23 protein-coding genes and 2 tRNA genes are annotated in these 18,701 nt (G+C 65.1%); 20 read left to right on the top strand and 5 right to left on the bottom strand.

Annotated elements, in window-relative coordinates; genetic code table 11:
* The first annotated feature begins 14 nt into the window (after positions 1-14).
* From I6F33_RS29740 to I6F33_RS29725, 4 genes are read left to right on the top strand one after another with little or no spacing between them, the layout of a single operon-like run.
* Entirely contained in the window at positions 15-875 is an 861-nt protein-coding gene (locus I6F33_RS29740) for a fumarylacetoacetate hydrolase family protein (protein WP_036026966.1), read from the top strand.
* Between the two features lie 3 nt (positions 876-878).
* Positions 879-1,682: a 2-oxo-hept-4-ene-1,7-dioate hydratase gene (gene hpaH, locus I6F33_RS29735; RefSeq protein WP_225144928.1), complete on the top strand. Its 804-nt coding sequence runs from the start codon at positions 879-881 to the stop codon at positions 1,680-1,682.
* A 23-nt stretch (positions 1,683-1,705) separates the two neighbouring features.
* A complete protein-coding gene (locus I6F33_RS29730; RefSeq protein WP_225133946.1) occupies positions 1,706-2,101 on the top strand; it encodes a RidA family protein in 396 nt (131 codons plus the stop codon).
* Between the two features lie 12 nt (positions 2,102-2,113).
* Positions 2,114-2,989: an amidohydrolase gene (locus I6F33_RS29725; RefSeq protein ID WP_225144927.1), complete on the top strand. Its 876-nt coding sequence runs from the start codon at positions 2,114-2,116 to the stop codon at positions 2,987-2,989.
* Positions 2,990-3,063: 74 nt separating this feature from the next.
* Here the strand turns inward: I6F33_RS29725 and I6F33_RS29720 are convergent, their stop codons facing one another.
* Positions 3,064-3,792, bottom strand: coding sequence for a LuxR family transcriptional regulator (locus I6F33_RS29720; RefSeq protein WP_225144926.1), 729 nt, complete (start codon positions 3,790-3,792; stop codon positions 3,064-3,066).
* A 116-nt stretch (positions 3,793-3,908) separates the two neighbouring features.
* Positions 3,909-4,916 (bottom strand): LLM class flavin-dependent oxidoreductase, encoded by a 1,008-nt coding sequence (locus I6F33_RS29715; protein WP_225144925.1) that lies wholly within the window; start codon positions 4,914-4,916, stop codon positions 3,909-3,911.
* Positions 4,917-5,168: 252 nt separating this feature from the next.
* On the opposite strand from I6F33_RS29715, the gene I6F33_RS29710 reads away from it, so the two are divergent.
* The 4 genes from I6F33_RS29710 to I6F33_RS29695 all read left to right on the top strand — a co-directional run bounded on the left by I6F33_RS29710 (position 5,169) and on the right by I6F33_RS29695 (position 8,184).
* A complete protein-coding gene (locus I6F33_RS29710) occupies positions 5,169-5,672 on the top strand; it encodes a twin-arginine translocation pathway signal (RefSeq protein WP_036014379.1) in 504 nt (167 codons plus the stop codon).
* A gap of 13 nt (positions 5,673-5,685) precedes the next feature.
* Positions 5,686-6,324 (top strand): ferric reductase-like transmembrane domain-containing protein, encoded by a 639-nt coding sequence (locus I6F33_RS29705; protein ID WP_225144924.1) that lies wholly within the window; start codon positions 5,686-5,688, stop codon positions 6,322-6,324.
* 321 nt (positions 6,325-6,645) lie between these two features.
* Positions 6,646-7,434, top strand: coding sequence for a class I SAM-dependent methyltransferase (locus tag I6F33_RS29700; protein WP_225144923.1), 789 nt, complete (start codon positions 6,646-6,648; stop codon positions 7,432-7,434).
* A 273-nt stretch (positions 7,435-7,707) separates the two neighbouring features.
* Entirely contained in the window at positions 7,708-8,184 is a 477-nt protein-coding gene (locus tag I6F33_RS29695) for a Crp/Fnr family transcriptional regulator (protein ID WP_225144922.1), read from the top strand.
* A gap of 126 nt (positions 8,185-8,310) precedes the next feature.
* Here the strand turns inward: I6F33_RS29695 and I6F33_RS29690 are convergent, their stop codons facing one another.
* The 3 genes from I6F33_RS29690 to I6F33_RS29680 form a co-directional block, all read right to left on the bottom strand.
* Positions 8,311-8,514 carry a hypothetical protein gene (locus tag I6F33_RS29690; protein ID WP_036026980.1) on the bottom strand — a complete coding sequence of 68 codons (204 nt, stop codon included), beginning with the start codon at positions 8,512-8,514 and terminating at the stop codon, positions 8,311-8,313.
* Between the two features lie 802 nt (positions 8,515-9,316).
* Positions 9,317-9,667 (bottom strand): RidA family protein, encoded by a 351-nt coding sequence (locus I6F33_RS29685; protein ID WP_225144921.1) that lies wholly within the window; start codon positions 9,665-9,667, stop codon positions 9,317-9,319.
* Between the two features lie 79 nt (positions 9,668-9,746).
* Positions 9,747-9,821, bottom strand: a tRNA-Thr gene (locus I6F33_RS29680).
* A gap of 317 nt (positions 9,822-10,138) precedes the next feature.
* On the opposite strand from I6F33_RS29680, the gene I6F33_RS29675 reads away from it, so the two are divergent.
* The 12 genes from I6F33_RS29675 (at position 10,139) to I6F33_RS29620 (ending at position 18,568) form a co-directional block, all read left to right on the top strand.
* Positions 10,139-10,327, top strand: coding sequence for a hypothetical protein (locus I6F33_RS29675; RefSeq protein ID WP_036014369.1), 189 nt, complete (start codon positions 10,139-10,141; stop codon positions 10,325-10,327).
* Between the two features lie 39 nt (positions 10,328-10,366).
* Positions 10,367-12,073 (top strand): FAD-dependent oxidoreductase, encoded by a 1,707-nt coding sequence (locus tag I6F33_RS29670; RefSeq protein WP_225144983.1) that lies wholly within the window; start codon positions 10,367-10,369, stop codon positions 12,071-12,073.
* Between the two features lie 126 nt (positions 12,074-12,199).
* Positions 12,200-12,508, top strand: a complete 309-nt coding sequence (locus I6F33_RS29665) for an EthD family reductase (protein WP_225144920.1) — start codon at positions 12,200-12,202, stop codon at positions 12,506-12,508.
* A 191-nt stretch (positions 12,509-12,699) separates the two neighbouring features.
* Positions 12,700-13,209 carry a hypothetical protein gene (locus I6F33_RS29660; protein ID WP_036014365.1) on the top strand — a complete coding sequence of 170 codons (510 nt, stop codon included), beginning with the start codon at positions 12,700-12,702 and terminating at the stop codon, positions 13,207-13,209.
* 150 nt (positions 13,210-13,359) lie between these two features.
* Complete coding sequence (locus tag I6F33_RS29655) at positions 13,360-14,184, top strand: alpha/beta fold hydrolase (RefSeq protein WP_036039828.1); 825 nt, start codon at positions 13,360-13,362, stop codon at positions 14,182-14,184.
* A gap of 142 nt (positions 14,185-14,326) precedes the next feature.
* A complete protein-coding gene (locus I6F33_RS29650) occupies positions 14,327-14,770 on the top strand; it encodes a DUF2948 family protein (RefSeq protein ID WP_036014359.1) in 444 nt (147 codons plus the stop codon).
* A gap of 139 nt (positions 14,771-14,909) precedes the next feature.
* Positions 14,910-16,205 carry a histidinol dehydrogenase gene (gene hisD / locus I6F33_RS29645; protein ID WP_225144919.1) on the top strand — a complete coding sequence of 432 codons (1,296 nt, stop codon included), beginning with the start codon at positions 14,910-14,912 and terminating at the stop codon, positions 16,203-16,205.
* Positions 16,202-16,699, top strand: a complete 498-nt coding sequence (locus I6F33_RS29640; RefSeq protein ID WP_025032375.1) for a UPF0262 family protein — start codon at positions 16,202-16,204, stop codon at positions 16,697-16,699. The genes hisD and I6F33_RS29640 overlap by 4 nt, the downstream gene beginning before the upstream one ends.
* A 6-nt stretch (positions 16,700-16,705) precedes the next feature.
* Positions 16,706-17,173, top strand: coding sequence for a low molecular weight phosphatase family protein (locus I6F33_RS29635; protein ID WP_225140517.1), 468 nt, complete (start codon positions 16,706-16,708; stop codon positions 17,171-17,173).
* A 154-nt stretch (positions 17,174-17,327) separates the two neighbouring features.
* Positions 17,328-17,957, top strand: coding sequence for a Maf-like protein (locus I6F33_RS29630; protein WP_025032373.1), 630 nt, complete (start codon positions 17,328-17,330; stop codon positions 17,955-17,957).
* A gap of 166 nt (positions 17,958-18,123) precedes the next feature.
* Entirely contained in the window at positions 18,124-18,306 is a 183-nt protein-coding gene (gene yacG, locus I6F33_RS29625; protein ID WP_036027000.1) for a DNA gyrase inhibitor YacG, read from the top strand.
* A gap of 186 nt (positions 18,307-18,492) precedes the next feature.
* A tRNA-Phe gene (locus I6F33_RS29620) sits at positions 18,493-18,568 on the top strand.
* The last annotated feature ends 133 nt before the right edge of the window (positions 18,569-18,701 follow it).

Below are 18,701 nucleotides of genomic sequence, written 5' to 3'. Positions count from 1 at the left end.
TCGGAGGACATACAATGCGACTGCTGAGCTATCTGCTGGACGGCGAGGCGCGCTACGGCGCGGCCGTGGACGGCGGCGTGGTCGATCTGACCAGGCGCATCGGCCGCGACTATTCGGACGTCAAGGCGCTGATCGCGGCCAACGCACTCGCCGAAGCGCAGGAGGCCGTCGCGGGGCAAAAGCCGGATCATGCGCTGGACAAGCTCGTCCTGTTGCCGCCGGTGCTGGCGCCGGAGAAGCTCTGGTGCATCGGCGTCAATTACGCCGAGCGCAATGCGGAGTATAAAGACAATTCGGACCTGCCCAAATATCCCAGCCTGTTCGTGCGCAGCATGTCCTCGATGACGGGCTCCGGCCAGCCGATCGAGAAGCCGAAGGTTTCGGACCAGCTCGACTATGAAGGCGAGCTCGTCATCGTGGTCGGGCAGGGCGGCCGCCACATTCCGCGCGAAAAAGCGTGGTCGCACATCTTCGGCATGACACTGTGCAATGAGGGCACGATCCGCGACTGGCTGCGCCACGGCAAGTTCAACGTCACGCAGGGCAAGAATTTTGATCGCTCCGGCAGCATCGGTCCGTGGATTGTGACGTCGGACGAGCTCGATCCGCGCGGGCCGCACGACATCACAACGCGCGTCAACGGCGAGGTGCGCCAGCAGGACACCACCGAGCGGCTGATGTTCCCGTTCGACTTCCTGATCTCCTATCTCTCGACCTTCGCGACCCTCAAGCCCGGCGACATGATCGTGACAGGGACGCCGACCGGCGCGGGTGCGCGGTTCGATCCGCCACGCTGGCTGAGGGACGGCGACGTCGTCGAGGTCGAGTCCAGTCGCATCGGCGTGCTGCGCAACACCGTGGCGGCGGAGCAGTAAACGATGCTGGATTCCGCCACGATCGAACGCCTCGCCGCGCGCCTCGACGAAGCCGAGCGCACGAAATCGCTGATCCCGATGTTCACCAACGACTATCCGGAGTTCAGCATCGAGGATGCCTACGCGGTCCAGCGCGCCTGGACGAAACTCCAGCTCGGCCGCGGCCGCATCATCAAGGGCCACAAGATCGGCCTGACCTCGAAGGCGATGCAGAACGCGGTCGGTATCAACGAGCCCGATTACGGCGTGCTGTTCGCCGACATGTTCTACGCCGATGCCACGCCTGTTCCGTTCGACCGCTTCCACGCGCCGCGGATCGAGGTCGAGCTCGCGTTCGTGCTGAAGGCGCCGCTGCGCGGACCGGATTGCACCATTTTCGACGTGCTCAACGCCACCGACTACGTCACGCCTGCGCTGGAGATTCTGGAGACGCGCATGCACCGCGTCGACCCCGAGACGGGCAGGACCCGCAAGGTGATGGACACGATCTCGGACAACGCGGCCAATGCCGCGCTGGTGCTCGGCGGCCGGCCGATCCGCCCGATGGATGCGGATCTGCGCTGGATCGGCGCCTTGCTGTTCCGCAACGGCGAGGTCGAGGAGACCGGGCTTGCCGCTGGCGTGCTCAATCACCCCGCCAACGGCATCGCCTGGCTCGCCAACCGCCTCGCACCGCATGACGAGCATCTCAAAGCCGGCGAGGTCGTGCTGGCGGGATCGTTCACGCGTCCCGTCGACATCCGCCGCGGCGACACCTTCCATGCCGATTACGGCGCCTTCGGCTCGGTCTCGTGCCGATTCGTCTGAAGCAACAGAAAAGGGAGCGCACCATGAGTGGTCAAACGCGGCGCAGGAGCATCCACATCGGCGGCTTCAAGCACGTCAACCCGATTCCGAACGCCTGCCGCATCGGCAATCTCGTGATGTCCGGCGTCATCCTCGGCCGCGATCCCGCGACCAATGCGATGCCCGAAAGCCTGGATGCCCAATGCGCCAACATGTTCGCGCATATGAAGGCGACGGTGGAGGCCGCCGGCGGCTCGACCTCCGACATCATCAAGATGACGGTGTGGCTGAAGGACCGCTCGCAGCGCGGCCCCGTTAATGTCGAGTGGTTGAAGATGTTTCCGGACGAGCATTCGCGCCCCGCGCGCCACGCGCTGCCGATGGACAACATGGATGGCGGCGCCCTGGTCCAATGCGACTTCACCGCCGTGATCGACTGAAGGAGCGCTCGCATGCCGACCTATCTGCCGTTCGACCCCAACCCGCGCCGCCCTATCAAGGCGCCGCCGCCGAAGACCATCGACAGCCAGTTCCACGTGCTGGGGCCGATCGACAAATATCCTGAGCGTCCCGGCGCCGCCTATCGGATGCCGACCGCGACCTGGGAAGCGGCCCTGCGCATGCACAAGACGCTCGGCATCGAGCGCGGCATCATCGTGCAGACCACGACCTACGGCGCCGACCATGCCGTCGTGCTCGACGGCCTTGCCGCGATGGGCCCGAACTATCGCGGCTGCGCCAATGCGCTGGTGTTCGCGGAAGCGAACGACGCCTATCTCGCCAAGCTGCATGACGCCGGCGTGCGCGGCGCGCGCTTCAGTTTCCGCCAAGAGCTCGGCGCCGTGCTGTCGGACGCCGATTTCGCCCGTGCCATCGCCCGCATCCGCGAGCTCGGCTGGTACGTTAAGATCCAGCCGGAGAAGGACGGCATCATGTCGAGCGTCGCCAAATACGAAGATCTCGACGTGCCCGTGCTGATCGACCACATGGCGCGCCCCGACCCCGACGCCGGCAGGAACGATCCGAATCTGCGCAAGATGCTGGAGCTGCTCGCCAAGGGCAATTTCTGGGTCATGCTCTCGCTCGGCGAGAAGACCTCGAAGACCGGCGCGCCTTACGACGACGTGATCCCGATCGCGCGCGCCTATATCGAGGCCGCTCCCGATCGCTGCGTCTGGGCCAGCGACTGGCCGCATCCGGTCTCGGTGAAGCAGCCGCCGAACGATGCCGATCTGTTAGAGCTGATGTACCGTTACGCGCCCGACCAGGCGGAGCTGGAGAAGATCCTGGTGCACAATCCGGCCAAGCTGTTCGGCTTTCCGGACTAAAAGCATGATCCGGAAAAGCGTGTCGCGGTTCTCCGAAAAGATCATGCGCAAACATCGACCCGCAGCACGACGGCTCAGGGCGAGATCATCCGGTTGCGCATGGCGATCATCACGGCCTGCGTGCGGGTGGTCGCGCCGAGCTTCTTGCAGCAGCTCTTGACGTGCGCCTTCACGGTGCGCGGCGTAATCGCCAGGGCGTCGGCGATCTCCTCGGTGGATCGTCCGACTGCGGCCAGAGTCAGCACCTCGCACTCGCGCAGAGACAGCACCAGTGTCCGCGCTTCGGGCTGGCCGCGCAGCGTTAGCGCCCGGTCGAAGGCATAAAGCGCCATGAGATGGAGAGCCGGCAGATCACGCTCCGGCAGATCGATCTCGCGGCCGCCGAAGAACACATGACCGATGCGGTAGGCGGGTGAAGCGATCGGGACCATCACGCCGTCGTTCAGCCCGAAGTCGCGGGCGCGGCGAACCAGTTCGACCGCGCGCGGCTCACGGGTCGGATCGAACGGCGCTTCCCTGAGCCATCGGAACGGGCGCAGCGTCGTCTTGCAATGGCGCAGCGCCGGATCGTCCCAGACGAACTGCTCGGCGGAATACATATCCAGAAAGCCGCGCGGCAACCGATGGGCGAGAACGGCCTCACGCGGGGCTTCGGTCGAGAGCGGGGCGACATAGGCGCAACAGAACTGGTCGGCGCCGTGCTGGCCGAGCATGCGTCCCATTGCGTCCAGGACACTCGCGGCGTCGGAAAGCTCTTGCACCGTCTCGATGAACTCGAAGGCGCGGGTGCGGATCACATCCATCGTCGATCCTCCGATCTGGCCTTGAGGGATCGGCGCTGCGCTACCGTTCCATATGCCGAGTTTAGGACGCCATTGCGGAGCCTGCAATCTCACGCTGTTTTTCAGCCGGAGCCAGTTCAGCGATTGAGCGACGCCGCCAGCCTATCCCGCACCTCCGCTGCGATCTCGAACGAGCGCAGCCGTGCCGTGTGGTCGTAGATCTGCCCCGTCGTCATCAATTCGTCCGCGCCGGTTTCAGTGATCAGCGCCTTCAGCTTCGCTTCGACCACATCGGGCGACCCGACCGCTGAGCACGACAGCGCTTGCGCAACGCCGGCCTTCTCGGCCGGCGACCACAACGCGTCCATGTCCTCCACCGGCGGCGGCAGCGGCCCCGGCGTGCCGCGGCGCAGGTTGATGAATTGCTGCTGCAGCGAGGAGAACATCCGCTGTGCCTCTTCATCGCTGTCGGCCGCGAACACGTTGACGCCGATCATCGCATAGGGCTTGTCGAGCAGCGCCGAGGGCTCGAAGCGCGCACGATATTCGCGCAGCGCCGGCATCATCATCTGCGGCGCGAAATGCGAGGCGAACGCGAAGGGCAGGCCGAGCATTGCCGCCAGCTGCGCGCCAAAGGTGCTCGATCCCAAGATCCACAGCGGCACCTTGGTCCCCATGCCGGGCACGGCGCGGATCGCCTGGTTCGGCTGCACGTCGCCGAGCAGCGCCTGCAGCTCCAGCACGTCATGCGGAAAGTTCTCGGACGTCGTGGCAAGGTCGCGCCGCAGCGCCCGCGCGGTGAACTGGTCGGTGCCCGGCGCCCGGCCGAGCCCGAGATCGATCCGCCCGGGATAGAGCGATTCCAGCGTGCCGAACTGCTCGGCGATGACGAGCGGCGAGTGGTTCGGCAGCATGATCCCGCCGGAGCCGACGCGGATCGTTTTCGTTCCGCCCGCGATGTGGCCGATCACTACCGACGTCGCCGCGCTCGCGATGCCCGTCATGTTGTGATGCTCGGCCAGCCAGAACCGCTTGAAGCCCCACGTCTCGGCATGCCGGGCCAGATCGAGCGAATTGCGGAACGCCTGCGACGCGTCGCCGCCCTGGCAGATGGGGGCGAGGTCGAGCACGGAGAAGGGGATCATGGGAGGGCTGCCGGTGTGGAGGGGCCGCGTGACGGTGCGCGCTTGCAGGACACACATGTAATGGCAGCGCGCCGAATAGGTAGAGCACTTGCGGGCCCCTCTTGTCAGCTCATCTGAGAGATGCACGCCGCGAAGACGGCCGTTCACAACACTGTTATTGCAGGCCCTGGCGCCCCTCGCGCCAACTGGGCGTTTTACACCTGGTATTGTAGCTTGCGGGAAGCAGCTGCGCTGCTGCCAGGAGGAACTGACATGACCACGGTCGTCTTCACCCGCCGCAACCTCCTCGCTGCCGGCGGCTCCGTCCTCGCAACGGGCCTTCTGGCAACCGGCGCTTCCGGCGTCCTGCTGCCCGCCCGTGCGAGCGGCCTCGCACCGACCGAATCGATGTCGGGCGGCGCGAACAATTACCGCAAGGGCGCGGCGATCGTGGAGCGGATCGGCAAGGGCGGTTTCTGGATGAGCGGCACCGTGCGCCGCGCCGGCGACGGGGCTCCGCTGGCCGGGCAGCGCATCCAGATCTGGGCGCACACCGTCGAAGGGCGGGAGCACGAGCCGCAGAGCCACGGCGCAACGCTCACCGACAAGGACGGCAGGTTCCGGCTGGAGATGCCGCAGATCATTCCGATCTTCGGCCAGCCGCACGGCCACCTCGCCTATGACAGCGGCGAGTTCAAGACCGTCTTCCTGCGGCCGGTGATGCGGAGCGCCAAGGAGACCAGCCTGGAGGCGCACTTCGTGCTGCAGCCGGCTTGAACCCCACTTGCAGATGACGCGATGGAGATCGGCCCGGGCGCCCCTGATCTGGGTCGCCCTTGGCTTGGCGATCGGCGTGCCGGTTGCGCTTGCTGCAGCCAGCGAGCAGCTGGCATGGCGCGATCCTGTCTACATTATCGCCGGCTTCGCCGGCATCATCGCCCTCGGTCTCGTGCTCGTGCAGCCCTTGCTGATCGGCGGCTACCTGCCGCGATTGTCGGCCTATCGCGGCAGGCGCGCCCATCTCTGGATCGGCGGCGCGCTTGCTCTCGCGATTCTGATCCACGTCGCCGGCCTCTGGATCACCAGCCCGCCCGACATGGTGGACGCACTGACCTTCTCATCGCCGACGCCGTTCTCTCCCTTCGGCGTGACCGCGATGTGGGCCATCTTCGCGGTTGCATTCCTGGCTCTGTTGCGAAGGCGGTTGGGATTGCGGCCGCGAACCTGGCGCATCATCCATATTCCCCTCGCCATCGTCATCGTCGCAGGCAGCGTGGTCCATTGCCTGCTGATCGAGGGGACGATGGAGACGATCTCCAAGGTGGCACTCTGTGCGCTCGTCCTCGCGGCGGCCGTGAAAGTCATGATTGACCTGCAGGTGAGGCGGAAGCGACAGGCGCCGCGCGGGGAGAATGTCGCACGGCAATAATCCGGCGGATCTGGTCAGCTCCAGGACTTCCCCAGGGGGCTATCGCATTTGGGAGCTTTCCCCGCGGCCATCCTTCGAGACGCCCGCTTTGGGCGGGCTCCTCAGGATGAGGGTGGAGTGCGCGGCAGCAAATTTCAACGAGCACTGATGCTGATTAGCCTCATCCTGAGGAGGCGCGTCAGCGCCGTCTCGAAGGACGAGGCGTGCGCGCTGGCCGCTGGTACGAGTCATCTGCGATAACCTGGGGACTTCCCCAGTCCCATCTCTTGTGCGCAGAATGGCGCGCGCCAAGCATCGTCATCGGGCCGGGAGGATCTCGACATGGCAGAGCAGACCATTCGCTTCGACGACGGTGCCGCCTACGAGCAGATGATGGGAATCTGGAGCCGGTTCGCAGGCGAGATATTCCTTGATTGGCTGGCACCTCCTGCAGGCTTGCGGTGGATCGACATCGGTTGCGGCAACGGCGCCTTCACTGAACTCCTGGTCGAGCGCTGCAACCCCGCCGAGGTCCAGGGCATTGACCCCTCGGCCGAGCAGCTTGCTTTTGCGCGCACACGACCTACGGCGCGCGCGGCAAAGTTTCACCAGGGCGATGCGATGGCACTTCCTTTCGCCGACGCCAGCTTCGACGCGGCCGTGATGGCGTTGGTTCTCGTATTCGTTCCGGATCCCGCCAGGGGCGTCAGCGAAATGGTGCGGGTCGTTGTCCCCGGCGGTGCGGTCATGACGTATATGTGGGACATGTTGGGCGGCGGCTTTCCGCTCGACCCGATCTACGACGAGATGAAGGCGATGGGCATTCCGGCAACGCGCCCGCCGCGGATGGACGCCTCTCGCATGGAAGCGTTGCGGGACCTGTGGCGAGGAGCAGGTCTCGAGGACGTGCAAACGCGAGAGATTACGGTGCAACGGACGTTTTCAGGTTTCGACGACTTCTGGGCAATCAGTCTGAAGTCCCCCGCGCTCCGGCCTTCCGTTGCCGCCATGAGGCCCGCAGACGTCGAGACGCTCATAGCGCGGGTGCGTGCGGGCCTGCCGGCGCATGCGGACGGTCGCATCACCTGCACTGCGCGCGCGCACGCGATCACGGGGCGCCGGCCCAAATAGCTCGCACTGTGCGGCCCGTAGGATGGATAGAGCACTTGCGAAATCCATCATCTTCGCCACCGCACGGGTCTGATGGGTTTCGCTGCGCGCGGCAGTGGTCCAGAGTCGAGAGGTGAAATCTCTCGCCGCGTCATTGCGAGGAGCCCTTGCGACGAAGCAATCCAGACTGTTTCCGCGGACACATTCCTGGATTGCTTCGATACGCTCGCAATGACGGAACCTGGCTGCACCGCTTAGCTTGCCGCAGCCTTCGACCGGGCGTAACCTCGCGCAATGCTCGTCACGTCCCCCGATCTGAAAGCGTTCCTGCTGGCGACGCCGTTCTTCGGCGGGCTTTCGGAGGCAGGCCTCGACCTCTTGATCTCGATGCTGGTCGAGCGCCGCTTCGAGGCCGACGCGACCGTTGTGGCCGAGGGCGAGCCGGGACGTTCGATGTTCATCGTCAAGTCCGGCCGGCTGGCGGTGAGCAAACGCACGCATGCGGGCAGGGTCATCCCGATATCGCGTTTGGAGCCTGGCGATTTCTTCGGCGAGATGACGCTGATCGAAATGCAGAACCGCTCCGCCACTGTTATCGCGGAGGCGCCGACCGTGCTGTACGAGATGACGGCCCAAAAGCTCTATGCCTGCTACAAGGCCGACATCCGCGCCTACGTGATCGTTCTGCAGAACATCAATCGCGAGCTGTGCCGGCGGTTGCGCCGTTCGGACGACCGCTTCGCAGCACTGCAAATGAATGGCGACCATTGATGGTGCGCAGTGCGTAGGATGGGTAGAGCCCTTGCGAAACCCATCATGTTTCGTGGCTCGACAAGGAGCAGATGGGTTTCGCTTCGCTCTACCCATCCTACGGGCTACTGAGATCCTCGACGCGCATCACGACTTGTCGTGCGCGTACTTCTCCAGGACCAGCCGATTATACTCGTCCCTGACGGCTCTGCGGGAAACATGTCCCTTCCGGTCCTTGGCGATTTTCAAAAGATCAGGATCGGTCGGTGCTTTTGATTTCCGCCGAAATCTCGCAAGAAGAGGAATCGTCGGCTCCGACATCCTTCCAAACAGGCGGTCGAACCATCCCATCGTGTCCTCCCGGACAGGTCGCGAGCGAAAAGACTAGCACCATGAAATGAGGGGTCAACGTGCCGTGTGGCCGCAACCTTTCGAAGAGGCGCAACCGGAAGGACACCGATCGCAACGCTTCTGGCCCGTCGGGCAAAACACCACCTCTCCCGCGCAGCCCCCGTCAATCCCTTCCCGCAAATATATTCCACTTTACCGAAATTCGGAATTGCAGTATCCATCGCTCATCCCGGCCCAAGGAGAGGGGCGATCGTACGTCGTCACGAACGAGGGCCAGGGTGCGGTGGACGCGGCTGCGTCGGGCACGCGGGGCGGGACCAGGGCGAGATGAACCTCGTGAGGTCTCACAGCGTGCGGAACGGACGGCGCCAACATCCGGCGAAGCCTCTTGGCGGAGCCGGAAGCTGCGTACGGCAAAACCGTGTGGTCCTGACCGTCGTTGCTACGGTCAAACCTTGCGGAGATGCATCTGGGCTCAACCGGGCCTTGAGGCATCGTCAATTCGCGAGGTGACGGAGGCCAGAAGGAACTCGGCTCCGGGGAGAGCAGGCATAAGCCGTCAAACCACTGCGCAGGGAAGGCCGTGTGTTGGGCTTCACCTGTATGCCGCTGTGCAGTTTTCTGCGTGTGCTGTCGCACAGCGGACCGTGGGTGCCAGCCGGCACCCGGCCTTCCCTGCGCCCTCTTCATAGAAGAGGGACAAGGAAACGAGCAAAACTCGGGCGTTTCGGGCCGCGAGAATGCCAAGCCATGTGTGGAAGACTGACGAAACGACCGAGCTTGCTCTTCTCGCCCGTGAGGATCAGCGGCGCGCGGCGATCGCCGTCAGCTCCAGCTTGACGCCCGGGCCGAGATCCGCAACGCCGATCGCGGCCCGCGCCGGCAGATGCTCCGCAGTGAAATAGCGCTTCCACACCTGGTTGAACGCGGCCTTCTCCGTGAGGTCGGCCACGAAGATCGTCACCTGCAGAACGCAGGACAGATCGGAGCCGGCTCCCTCGAGCAGGGTCCTCAACTGGCGCAGCACATCCTCGGCCTGGCCCGCCATGTCGAGCCCGGCATCTTCAGGGACGATGCCGCCGAGATAGAGCACGCCATTGTGCTCGACGATCTCGTGGAGCAGTCCTTCATAGGGCAGGGAGCGTGTGATCACGATCGCATCCATGGGTGTTGCGGGCGCGCTGGCCAGGCACAAGGCTTGGTTCAACACGGCTCGCGTCGGTGAGGAAAGCTGGTGCTGCCAGACAGGATTGAACTGTCGACCTCTCCATTACCAATGGAGTGCTCTACCACTGAGCTACGGCAGCATGTGCTGGGACAAGAATCGGCCGCCCGAGGGGCCTACCAAGCGGGCCGATATCTGCCACAAGCCCCCCTCCTGTGCAAGCTTGCTAGCCCCGCCAAAACGAGAAAATCGGCCCGATATCGGCGTCAAAATGCCCGTTTTCGCGCGAAACGACCGAGTTCACGCCGATTCACGGTCTGGTATCCCTGCCCAACTGGTCAGTTGGCCGGGGAGCCGGATTCGATCCATCTCGCGTTTCGCAAGGGTCCTATCGCCTCACCCTCTTGAGCTGCCACACTTCGATGGCATCCTGTGGCCGGTTGCTGTGATGGAGCCGCGATGGGCGACGAGACTGACAAGAGCGCGAGGCAGCCGAGGGCGTCCCGGGACGACCGGCTGAAATCGGCGCTGCGCGAAAACCTGAAGCGGCGGAAGTTGCAGGCGCGCGAACGCGCCGCAAGCACCGACCCCTCGCAGAACGACGATGGTTCCCTAAATGAGGGGGCCGCCGGTAAGACCTCTCGTTGAACGCCGGCGGCTGGAAATTTTGGAGTGCATGCAGTGGCCATGGGGCAGGACGAAACACAACGAACCGACCGTGATGCGCAGCTGTTGCGGTTCACCCGCCCCGAGCAGACCTTTCCGGCGCTGACGCCCGCCGAGATCGAACGGATCAGGCACTTCGGCGAAATGCGCACCTATGCGGACGGCGAGTTGCTGTTCGAGACCGGCAAGCCCGGGCCCGGCATGTTCGTGGTGCTGGCGGGCCACGTCGCCATCACCCAGCGCGACGGTCTCGGTCACGTCACTCCGGTGATCGATCAGGGGCCGGGTCAATTTCTGGCCGAGCTTGGCCAGCTCTCGGGCAGGCCGGCGCTGGTCGACGGCCGCGCCGAAGGCAATGTCGAGGTGCTGCTCGTCCCGCCGGACCGGCTGCGCGCGCTGCTGGTGGCCGAAGCCGAGCTTGGCGAGCGCATCATGCGCGCGCTGATCCTGCGCCGGGTCAATCTGATCCAGGGCGGCATCGGCGGCCCCGTGCTGATCGGGCCCTCGAACTCCGCGGGCGTGGTGCGCCTGCAGGGCTTTCTCACCCGCAATGGCCAGCCGCATCATCTGCTCGATCCCGAGAGCGAGCATGACGCCGCCGAACTGATCGCGCGCTATTCGCCGAAGCCGGAGGATTGGCCGCTCGTCGTCACGGCCGGCGGCACGGTGCTGCGCAATCCCAGCGAGACCGAGCTCGGCCGCGCCATCGGCATGATTGGCGGGGCCAAGGACGACCGTATCTACGATGTCGCCATCGTCGGCTGCGGGCCGGCGGGGCTCGCGACCGCGGTCTATGCGGCGTCCGAAGGTCTCTCGGTCGCGGTCGTCGACACCCGCGCCTTTGGCGGCCAAGCCGGCGCCAGCGCGCGCATCGAGAACTATCTGGGCTTCCCGACCGGCATCTCCGGCCAGGCGCTGGCGGGCCGCGCCTTCACCCAGGCGCAGAAGTTCGGCGCCGACATCATGATTCCGATGTCGGTGAGCTCGCTGGATTGCTCGCGCGCCAACGGCACCTTCGCGCTGGCGCTGGATTGCGGCGAGACCTTGCGCTCCCGTTCGGTGGTGGTCGCCAGCGGCGCGCGCTACCGCCGTCCCCATATCGCCAACCTCGACAAGTTCGAGGGCCGCGGCGTCTGGTACTGGGCATCGCCCGTGGAGGCGCGACTCTGCGCCGGCGAGGAGGTGGCTCTGGTCGGCGCCGGTAATTCGGCTGGCCAGGCGGCCGTGTTCCTGTCGGGCCATGCCAAACGCGTGTTGATGATCATCCGCGGCGGCGGCCTTGGCGCCAGCATGTCGCGCTATCTCATCGAGCGCATCGAAGCGACTCCGAACATCGAACTGATGTTCAACACCGAGATCACCGCGCTCGAGGGCGACGAGGCCTCGCTGCTGCGGCGCATCGGCTGGAAGAGCCGGCTCTCGGATGACGAGGATTCCGCCGACATCCGCAATCTCTTCCTGTTCGTCGGCGCCGATCCCGCCACGTCCTGGCTCGACGGTTGCGGCGTGACGCTCGATCGCGGCGGCTTCGTGGTCACGGGCGCGCAGTCGGAGCAGAACCAGGGCAAGCTGGTGGCGCCGCTGGAGACCTCCGTGCCCGGCGTCTACGCCGTCGGCGACGTCCGCTCCGGCTCGGTCAAGCGCGTCGGCGGCGCCATCGGCGAGGGCGCGCAGGTCGTTGCCTCCCTGCATGGCTATCTCGGCGACGCCGCAAAACCGGCGCTTTAGTCAAGGACAAGGCAAGGCAATGGCAAGCCAAATCCGGCTTGTCATCTTGCTGCGCAATGCGTGACTATCCCCTCGTCGCGAGGCAAATCGCGCGCGGAAAAAACAACGATTCAACGGGAGGACCAAATGGCTGAAGTCGTCGTGCTCTACAAGACACCCAAGGATGCTGCCGCCTTCGACAAGTACTATGCCGAGACGCACATTCCACTCGCCAAGAAACTTCCCGGCCTGAAGAACTACGCCGTCAGTAAAGGGCCGGTCGCATCTCCCGCAGGCCCTTCCGGAATCCATCTCGTCGCCATCCTCACCTTCGACAGCGTGGCCGACGTTCAGGCCGCCTTTGGCAGCGAGGAAGGCAAGGCAACCGGCGCCGACGTGCCGAAATTCGCCAGCGGCGGTGCCGACATCCTGATCTTCGATACCAAGAACGCGTGAGTTCGATTCAACTTTCGTCGAAAGCCTGCCGTCGTTTGTGACAGCGCTGCAAAAAGTTCAGCCATGCGTTTTTCGATTTCGCACGATGACGCATGGCTGCGCTCATGCATGTGACGACAACGCAGGTGGTAATCCGATGAGGACCGTAATACTATTCTCGTCACCTCAACGCCGAGAGTAGGAGAGATGTCATGGTGCTTGGCCTAAGCCTGCCCGCCCTTACGCTGATCCATGTCATCATCAGCCTGATTGCCATCGTCGCCGGGCTTGTCGTGATGTTCGGCCTGCTCGGCTCTAAGTCGATGCCTGGCCTGACTGCGATCTTCCTGCTGTTCACCATTCTCACCAGCGCGACTGGTTTCCTGTTTCCATTCAAGGAGCTGCTGCCCTCGCACATCATCGGCATCATCTCGCTGGTGCTGCTCGCGATCGCCTGTTTCGCGCTCTACGGTATGAAGCTCGGCGGCGTCTGGCGCCCGGTCTACATCGTGACCGCGATGATCTCGCTCTACTTCAACGTCTTCGTGCTGGTGATCCAGTCGTTCCTCAAGGTGCCCGCACTTGCCGCGCTCGCGCCCGCCGTGCCCCCGGCGCCGCCATCGGGGCCGGTCTTCGCCGTGGTGCAGGGCATCGTGCTGGTGTTCTTCGTCGTGCTGACCATCGGCGCCTGGCGCCGCTACAAGCCCCTGGCGTTTGCCTGATTGGCCCCTCTCGTCATTCCGGCCATCGCACAGCGATAAACTCTGGTGCGCAATCGCGCACCAGAGAATCCCGATTTATCAATCTCCAGATTCCGGGTTCGCGCTGACGCGCGTCCCGGAATGACGTCTCTCATTGAAAGGAGCCCCACCATGCCCACCATCACCACCAAAGACGGCGTCGAGATCTTCTACAAGGACTGGGGCTCGGGCCAGCCGATCGTGTTCAGCCATGGCTGGCCGCTGTCCTCGGACGATTGGGACGCGCAGATGATGTACTTCGTCACGCGCGGCTATCGCGTCATCGCCCATGACCGCCGCGGCCACGGCCGCTCGGCGCAGGTCGCCGACGGCCACGACATGGATCATTATGCCGACGATCTCGCCGCGCTCACCGCGCATCTCGACCTCAAGAACGCCCTCCATGTCGGCCATTCCACCGGCGGCGGCGAGGTCGTGCACTACATCGCCCGTCACGGCGAGAGCCGCGTCGCGAAGGCCGCGATCCTCTCCGCGGTGCCGCCGCTGATGGTGCAGACCGCAGCCAATCCCGGAGGCCTGCCCAGAAGCGTGTTCGACGATTTCCAGGCCCAGCTTGCCGCCGGCCGCTCGGCCTTCTACCGCGACATCGCCGCCGGCCCGTTCTACGGCTACAACCGCCCCGGCGCAAAACCGCTGGAAGCGGTGATCGAGAACTGGTGGCGCCAGGGCATGATGGGTGGCGCGAAAGCGCATTACGACGGCATCGTCGCGTTCTCGCAAACCGATTTCACTGAGGATCTGAAGAAGATCAACGTGCCGGTTCTGGTGATGCACGGCGACGACGACCAGATCGTGCCATACGCGGACTCGGCGCCGCTCTCGGCCAAGCTGCTCAAGAAAGGCATCCTGAAGACCTACAAGGGATTCCCCCACGGCATGCCGACCACGCATGCCGAGACGATCAACGCGGATCTCCTGGCGTTCTTCAGGGAGTGAGGTTTCACGACTCTCACCCTCCCTTGTTGTGGGAATGGGTGGCTCGCCGCGTAGCGGCGAGCCGGACGAGGGCTTAACTTGTGTGTGGAAATTTCGGGGCTCGTGCGCGTTGAGCCCCGTCCACCCAAGGAGAGGCGCGGCGATGTCGCCCCAGCTCAAACTGATCGCTCTCGACGCCGACGACCTCGCCGTGATCTCGACCCATGTCCAGGACGCCCGCGTCCAGGCTTCCGATATCATTTGGCGGCAGGGCGAGAAACGGCTTGTGGTCGGAATGAGCCGGCTGGACTGGGAGCAGACCTTGGAGGGCGAGACCGAGCCGCGCCGGCTGGTCGCAGCGCTCCGTTTCGACCGTGTGCTCGCCTGCAAGTCGCGCAACATTGACCTCGCCGCGCCGGACAAGATCCTGGATCTCGTCGGCATTGAATTTCACCCCCGGGACGGCCGCGCCGAGGAGCCCGGCGGCAGCGCCCTGCTTTTGTTCGCCCAGGGCGGCGCCATCCGCCTGGACGTCGAGTGTCTGGAATGCGAGCTGACCGACCTCGGGGCCGACACGCTGGGCACTGGAGTCCAGGGGGAGGGCTGAAGAGGCCGTATACCAGCCGAATGGGCCCTGGCTGGGATGGCATCTGCCGAGGGTTGACGCAGCTTTCCCGCCGCGCCATTGAGCAGGGGACCTGGTGCGCCGACCCGCCCCTCAAGACCAGCCGGAAGCCAAGCGAAACATGCCCGTTCGCCTCGACCGCAGCAGCGCCGATTTCGACCAGCGATTCGCAGCCTTCCTCGCCGCCAAGCGCGAGGCTTCGGCCGACGTCGAGGCCGCCGCGCGCGCGATCGTCGACGACGTCGCCAAGCGTGGCGACGCCGCCCTGCTCGAGGCGACGGCCAAGTTCGACCGCCTGAAGCTGGACGCATCCTCCTTGCGCGTCTCCGCCGCCGAGATCGAGGCCGCCGTGAAGGCCTGCGAGCCTGCGACGCTAGATGCACTCGAGCTCGCGCGCGACCGCATCGAGACCTATCATCGGCGCCAACTGCCGAAAGACGAGCGCTTCACCGATCCGCTCGGCGTCGAGCTCGGCTGGCGCTACACCGCGATCGAATCCGCCGGCCTCTACGTCCCCGGCGGCACGGCGGCCTATCCGTCGTCGGTGCTGATGAACGCGGTGCCGGCGAAAGTCGCCGGCGTGTCGCGCGTCGTGATGGTGGTGCCCTCGCCTGACGGCAAGCTCAATCCGCTGGTCCTGGCGGCCGCCCATCTCGGCGGCGTCACCGAGATCTACCGTGTCGGTGGTGCGCAGGCGGTGGCCGCGCTCGCGCACGGCACCGCGACCATCGCGCCGGTCGCCAAGATCGTCGGCCCCGGCAATGCCTATGTCGCTGCCGCCAAGCGGCTGGTGTTCGGCAAGGTCGGTATCGACATGATCGCCGGCCCCTCGGAGGTGCTCGTCATTGCCGACGACACCGGCAACGCCGATTGGATCGCCGCTGACCTCTTGGCGCAGGCCGAGCACGATTCCAGCGCGCAGTCGATCCTGATCACGGACTCGGCGCGCCTTGCCGCCGACGTCGAAAAGGCGGTCGAGGCGCAGCTGAAGACGCTGCCGCGCGCCGCGATCGCCAGCGCGTCCTGGGCCGATTTCGGCGCCGTTATCATGGTGAAGAACCTGGGCGACGCCGTCCCGCTTGCCGACGCCATCGCGGCCGAGCATCTCGAGATCATGACCGTCGATCCCGACGCGCTCGCGGCGAAGATCCGCAATGCCGGCGCGGTGTTCCTCGGACCGCACACGCCCGAAGCGATCGGCGATTATGTCGGCGGCTCCAACCACGTTCTGCCGACGGCGCGCTCGGCGCGGTTTTCCTCCGGCCTCTCGGTGCACGACTTCATGAAGCGCACCTCGATCCTGAAATGCGGGCCCGACCAATTGCGTGCGCTGGGTCCGGCCGCGATGACGCTCGGCAAGGCGGAGGGGCTGGATGCCCATTCCCGCTCGATTGGATTGCGCCTCAATCTGTCATGACAAAGCCGCCCGCACAGGACGACTCAACTAATCGCATCGTCGGCGTCACGCTCGACGAGGAATCGATTGGCCGTTCCGGGCCCGACATCGAGCACGAGCGGGCGATCGCGATCTACGATCTGATCGAGCAGAACCTGTTTGCGCCCGAGGGCGCGGACGGCAAGGGCCCGTTCACGCTGCATATCGGCATCACCGGCAACCGGCTGATGTTCGACATCCGCCGCGAGGACGGCACTCCCGTGGTCGCGCATCTGTTGTCGCTGACGCCGTTCCGGCGGATCGTGAAGGACTATTTCATGATCTGCGACAGCTATTACCAGGCGATCCGCACCGCGACCCCCGACAAGATCGAGGCCATCGACATGGGCCGCCGCGGCATCCATGACGAAGGATCGCGCACGCTGCAGGAGCGGCTGAAAGGCAAGGTGCGGGTCGACTTCGAGACCTCGCGCCGGCTGTTCACGCTCATTACTGTTCTCCATTGGAAGGGTTGATCACGGATGGCTGCGCCCCCACGCGCACGCGATCCGCAATCGGTGCTGTTCGCCTGTGCGATGAACAGCGTGCGCTCGCCGATGGCCGAGAGCCTGTTGCAGCACATGTTTCCGCAAGGCCTCTACGTGAAGTCGGCCGGCAACAGGAAGGGCGAGCTCGATCCCTTCGCCGTCGCCGTGATGAGCGAGCTCGGCCAGGACATCTCCGGCCACAAGCCGCAGACCTTCGAGGAGCTGGAGGATTGGGAGGGACTGAATTTCGACCTCATCATCACGCTCTCGCCCGAGGCGCATCACAAGGCGCTGGAGCTGACGCGAACGCTCGCGGCCGAGGTCGAATACTGGCCGACGCAGGATCCCACCACCATCGAAGGCAGCCGCGACCAGAAGTTAGCTGCCTATCGCGAGGTCTGTGATCAGCTCCTGATGCGCATCCGGCGGCGCTTCGCCAAGGTCGGCGCGGCGAGCGGGTAGCATCAGCCCGCCGTAACACCCGCGTCACAGAGAGCAGGCACAGCCGTGGCGGATACCTCGAATCACCAAACTCCGGTTCCCGGGTTGTGAAATCAGCCCCCTTCCGATAGGTTCCGCGCGCAATTCACCCCTGCCTCATCTTCCAAATCACCTGATGCTTGGCCGCCCCAAATTCGTACTTGCCTCCGGCTCGCCGCGTCGGCTGTCGCTGCTCAACCAGGCCGGCATCGAGCCGGATGCGCTCCGGCCGGCCGACGTCGATGAGACGCCGAGGCGGGGCGAGCTGCCGCGCGCCTGTGCCAACCGGCTGGCCAGAGCCAAGGCCGACGCTGCGCTGAAGTCGGTGCAGCTCGACGACGAGCTGCGCGGCGCCTTCATCCTCGCCGCGGACACGGTGGTGGCGGTCGGCCGCCGCATCCTGCCGAAGGCCAATCTGGTCGACGAGGCCGCGCAGTGCCTGCGGCTGCTGTCGGGCCGCAACCACCGCGTCTACACCGCGATCTGCCTGGTCACGCCGCGCGAGGCTTTCCGCCAGCGTCTGGTCGAGACGCGCGTGCGCTTCAAGCGCCTGTCCGAGGACGACATCCAGGCCTATATCGGCTCCGGCGAATGGCGCGGCAAAGCCGGCGGCTACGCCGTGCAGGGCATCGCCGGATCCTTCGTGGTCAAGATGGTGGGGTCCTACACCAACGTCGTCGGCCTGCCGCTGTACGAGACCACGACGCTGCTCGGCGGCGAGGGCTTTCCGATCCGCTTCGGCTGGCTCAATACCACCGCGGTGTGAGCCCAAGTGAGCCCAAGGGCCACGCCGACAAAAACCTCGAAAACAACCCCATGCACAGTAGAATGGCCCCGCCGGGTCCGACCAGCGGCGCATGCGCAGCTGCACCGGGAACCCGTTTCCGGGCAGGCTCTTGAATCCCGTCACCCCGTGTAAGCTGCCGACATCCATGGACGACCAGGTCAACAAGCCCACCGGCCCGCTCAAAACCTGCCCGATCTGCGGCAAGCCGCAGACGCAGGCCACCCGTCCGTTCTGCTCCTCGCGCTGCCGCGACGTCGATCTGAACCGCTGGCTTAAGGGCTCCTACGTCATCCCCGGCCGCGACGACGAAACCGACGACGTCGAATAATTTCGTTTTATCAAGGCGTTAATGGCTTTACCGAGGCGCCAAGCGCCAGCCACAGCAACCCCGCCCGATCTTGTGCACAGACGGGCCGCGCCCGGCGAAGCCTCTTGGCGAAGCCGGGTGGACAGGCCGCCTCGAGCCCACTATAAACCGCCCGCTCGATGGGCTTTGGCCCCTCTCTTGGAGCACGCCCAGGTAGCTCAGTTGGTAGAGCATGCGACTGAAAATCGCAGTGTCGGTGGTTCGATTCCGCCCCTGGGCACCAATCTACGCTTTTCCACACTGAAGCACGATCTCGTACGATAGCGCTTGCCAGATGACCGGCGCGAAGCGCGCTCGCGTTTTTCTTTTCTCTTCCTGGAGCTTGCCAAGAGGCATCTGGAAAACCCGGCGCGCGG

The organism is Bradyrhizobium sp. BRP20 (assembly GCF_020194215.1).
Taxonomy (GTDB): Bacteria; Pseudomonadota; Alphaproteobacteria; order Rhizobiales; family Xanthobacteraceae; genus Bradyrhizobium; species Bradyrhizobium yuanmingense.
The sequence above is the reverse complement of the archived record's forward strand: the minus strand, read 5'-3'. Positions and strand labels throughout refer to the sequence as shown.

Bases quoted from the DNA above. Each gene is read 5' to 3' on its own strand.
- I6F33_RS29675 (WP_036014369.1), top strand. From the start codon at position 10,139: ATGGGCGACGAGACTGACAAGAGCGCGAGGCAGCCGAGGGCGTCCCGG.
- I6F33_RS29655 (WP_036039828.1), top strand. From the start codon at position 13,360: ATGCCCACCATCACCACCAAAGACGGCGTCGAGATCTTCTACAAGGAC.
- hpaH (WP_225144928.1), top strand. From the start codon at position 879: ATGCTGGATTCCGCCACGATCGAACGCCTCGCCGCGCGCCTCGACGAA.
- hisD (WP_225144919.1), top strand. From the start codon at position 14,910: ATGCCCGTTCGCCTCGACCGCAGCAGCGCCGATTTCGACCAGCGATTC.
- I6F33_RS29635 (WP_225140517.1), top strand. From the start codon at position 16,706: ATGGCTGCGCCCCCACGCGCACGCGATCCGCAATCGGTGCTGTTCGCC.
- I6F33_RS29670 (WP_225144983.1), top strand. From the start codon at position 10,367: ATGGGGCAGGACGAAACACAACGAACCGACCGTGATGCGCAGCTGTTG.
- I6F33_RS29740 (WP_036026966.1), top strand. From the start codon at position 15: ATGCGACTGCTGAGCTATCTGCTGGACGGCGAGGCGCGCTACGGCGCG.
- I6F33_RS29705 (WP_225144924.1), top strand. From the start codon at position 5,686: ATGACGCGATGGAGATCGGCCCGGGCGCCCCTGATCTGGGTCGCCCTT.
- I6F33_RS29700 (WP_225144923.1), top strand. From the start codon at position 6,646: ATGGCAGAGCAGACCATTCGCTTCGACGACGGTGCCGCCTACGAGCAG.
- I6F33_RS29690 (WP_036026980.1), bottom strand. From the start codon at position 8,514: ATGGGATGGTTCGACCGCCTGTTTGGAAGGATGTCGGAGCCGACGATT.
- I6F33_RS29640 (WP_025032375.1), top strand. From the start codon at position 16,202: ATGACAAAGCCGCCCGCACAGGACGACTCAACTAATCGCATCGTCGGC.
- I6F33_RS29730 (WP_225133946.1), top strand. From the start codon at position 1,706: ATGAGTGGTCAAACGCGGCGCAGGAGCATCCACATCGGCGGCTTCAAG.
- I6F33_RS29665 (WP_225144920.1), top strand. From the start codon at position 12,200: ATGGCTGAAGTCGTCGTGCTCTACAAGACACCCAAGGATGCTGCCGCC.
- I6F33_RS29720 (WP_225144926.1), bottom strand. From the start codon at position 3,792: ATGGATGTGATCCGCACCCGCGCCTTCGAGTTCATCGAGACGGTGCAA.
- I6F33_RS29710 (WP_036014379.1), top strand. From the start codon at position 5,169: ATGACCACGGTCGTCTTCACCCGCCGCAACCTCCTCGCTGCCGGCGGC.
- yacG (WP_036027000.1), top strand. From the start codon at position 18,124: ATGGACGACCAGGTCAACAAGCCCACCGGCCCGCTCAAAACCTGCCCG.
- I6F33_RS29660 (WP_036014365.1), top strand. From the start codon at position 12,700: ATGGTGCTTGGCCTAAGCCTGCCCGCCCTTACGCTGATCCATGTCATC.
- I6F33_RS29715 (WP_225144925.1), bottom strand. From the start codon at position 4,916: ATGATCCCCTTCTCCGTGCTCGACCTCGCCCCCATCTGCCAGGGCGGC.
- I6F33_RS29650 (WP_036014359.1), top strand. From the start codon at position 14,327: ATGTCGCCCCAGCTCAAACTGATCGCTCTCGACGCCGACGACCTCGCC.
- I6F33_RS29695 (WP_225144922.1), top strand. From the start codon at position 7,708: ATGCTCGTCACGTCCCCCGATCTGAAAGCGTTCCTGCTGGCGACGCCG.
- I6F33_RS29630 (WP_025032373.1), top strand. From the start codon at position 17,328: ATGCTTGGCCGCCCCAAATTCGTACTTGCCTCCGGCTCGCCGCGTCGG.
- I6F33_RS29725 (WP_225144927.1), top strand. From the start codon at position 2,114: ATGCCGACCTATCTGCCGTTCGACCCCAACCCGCGCCGCCCTATCAAG.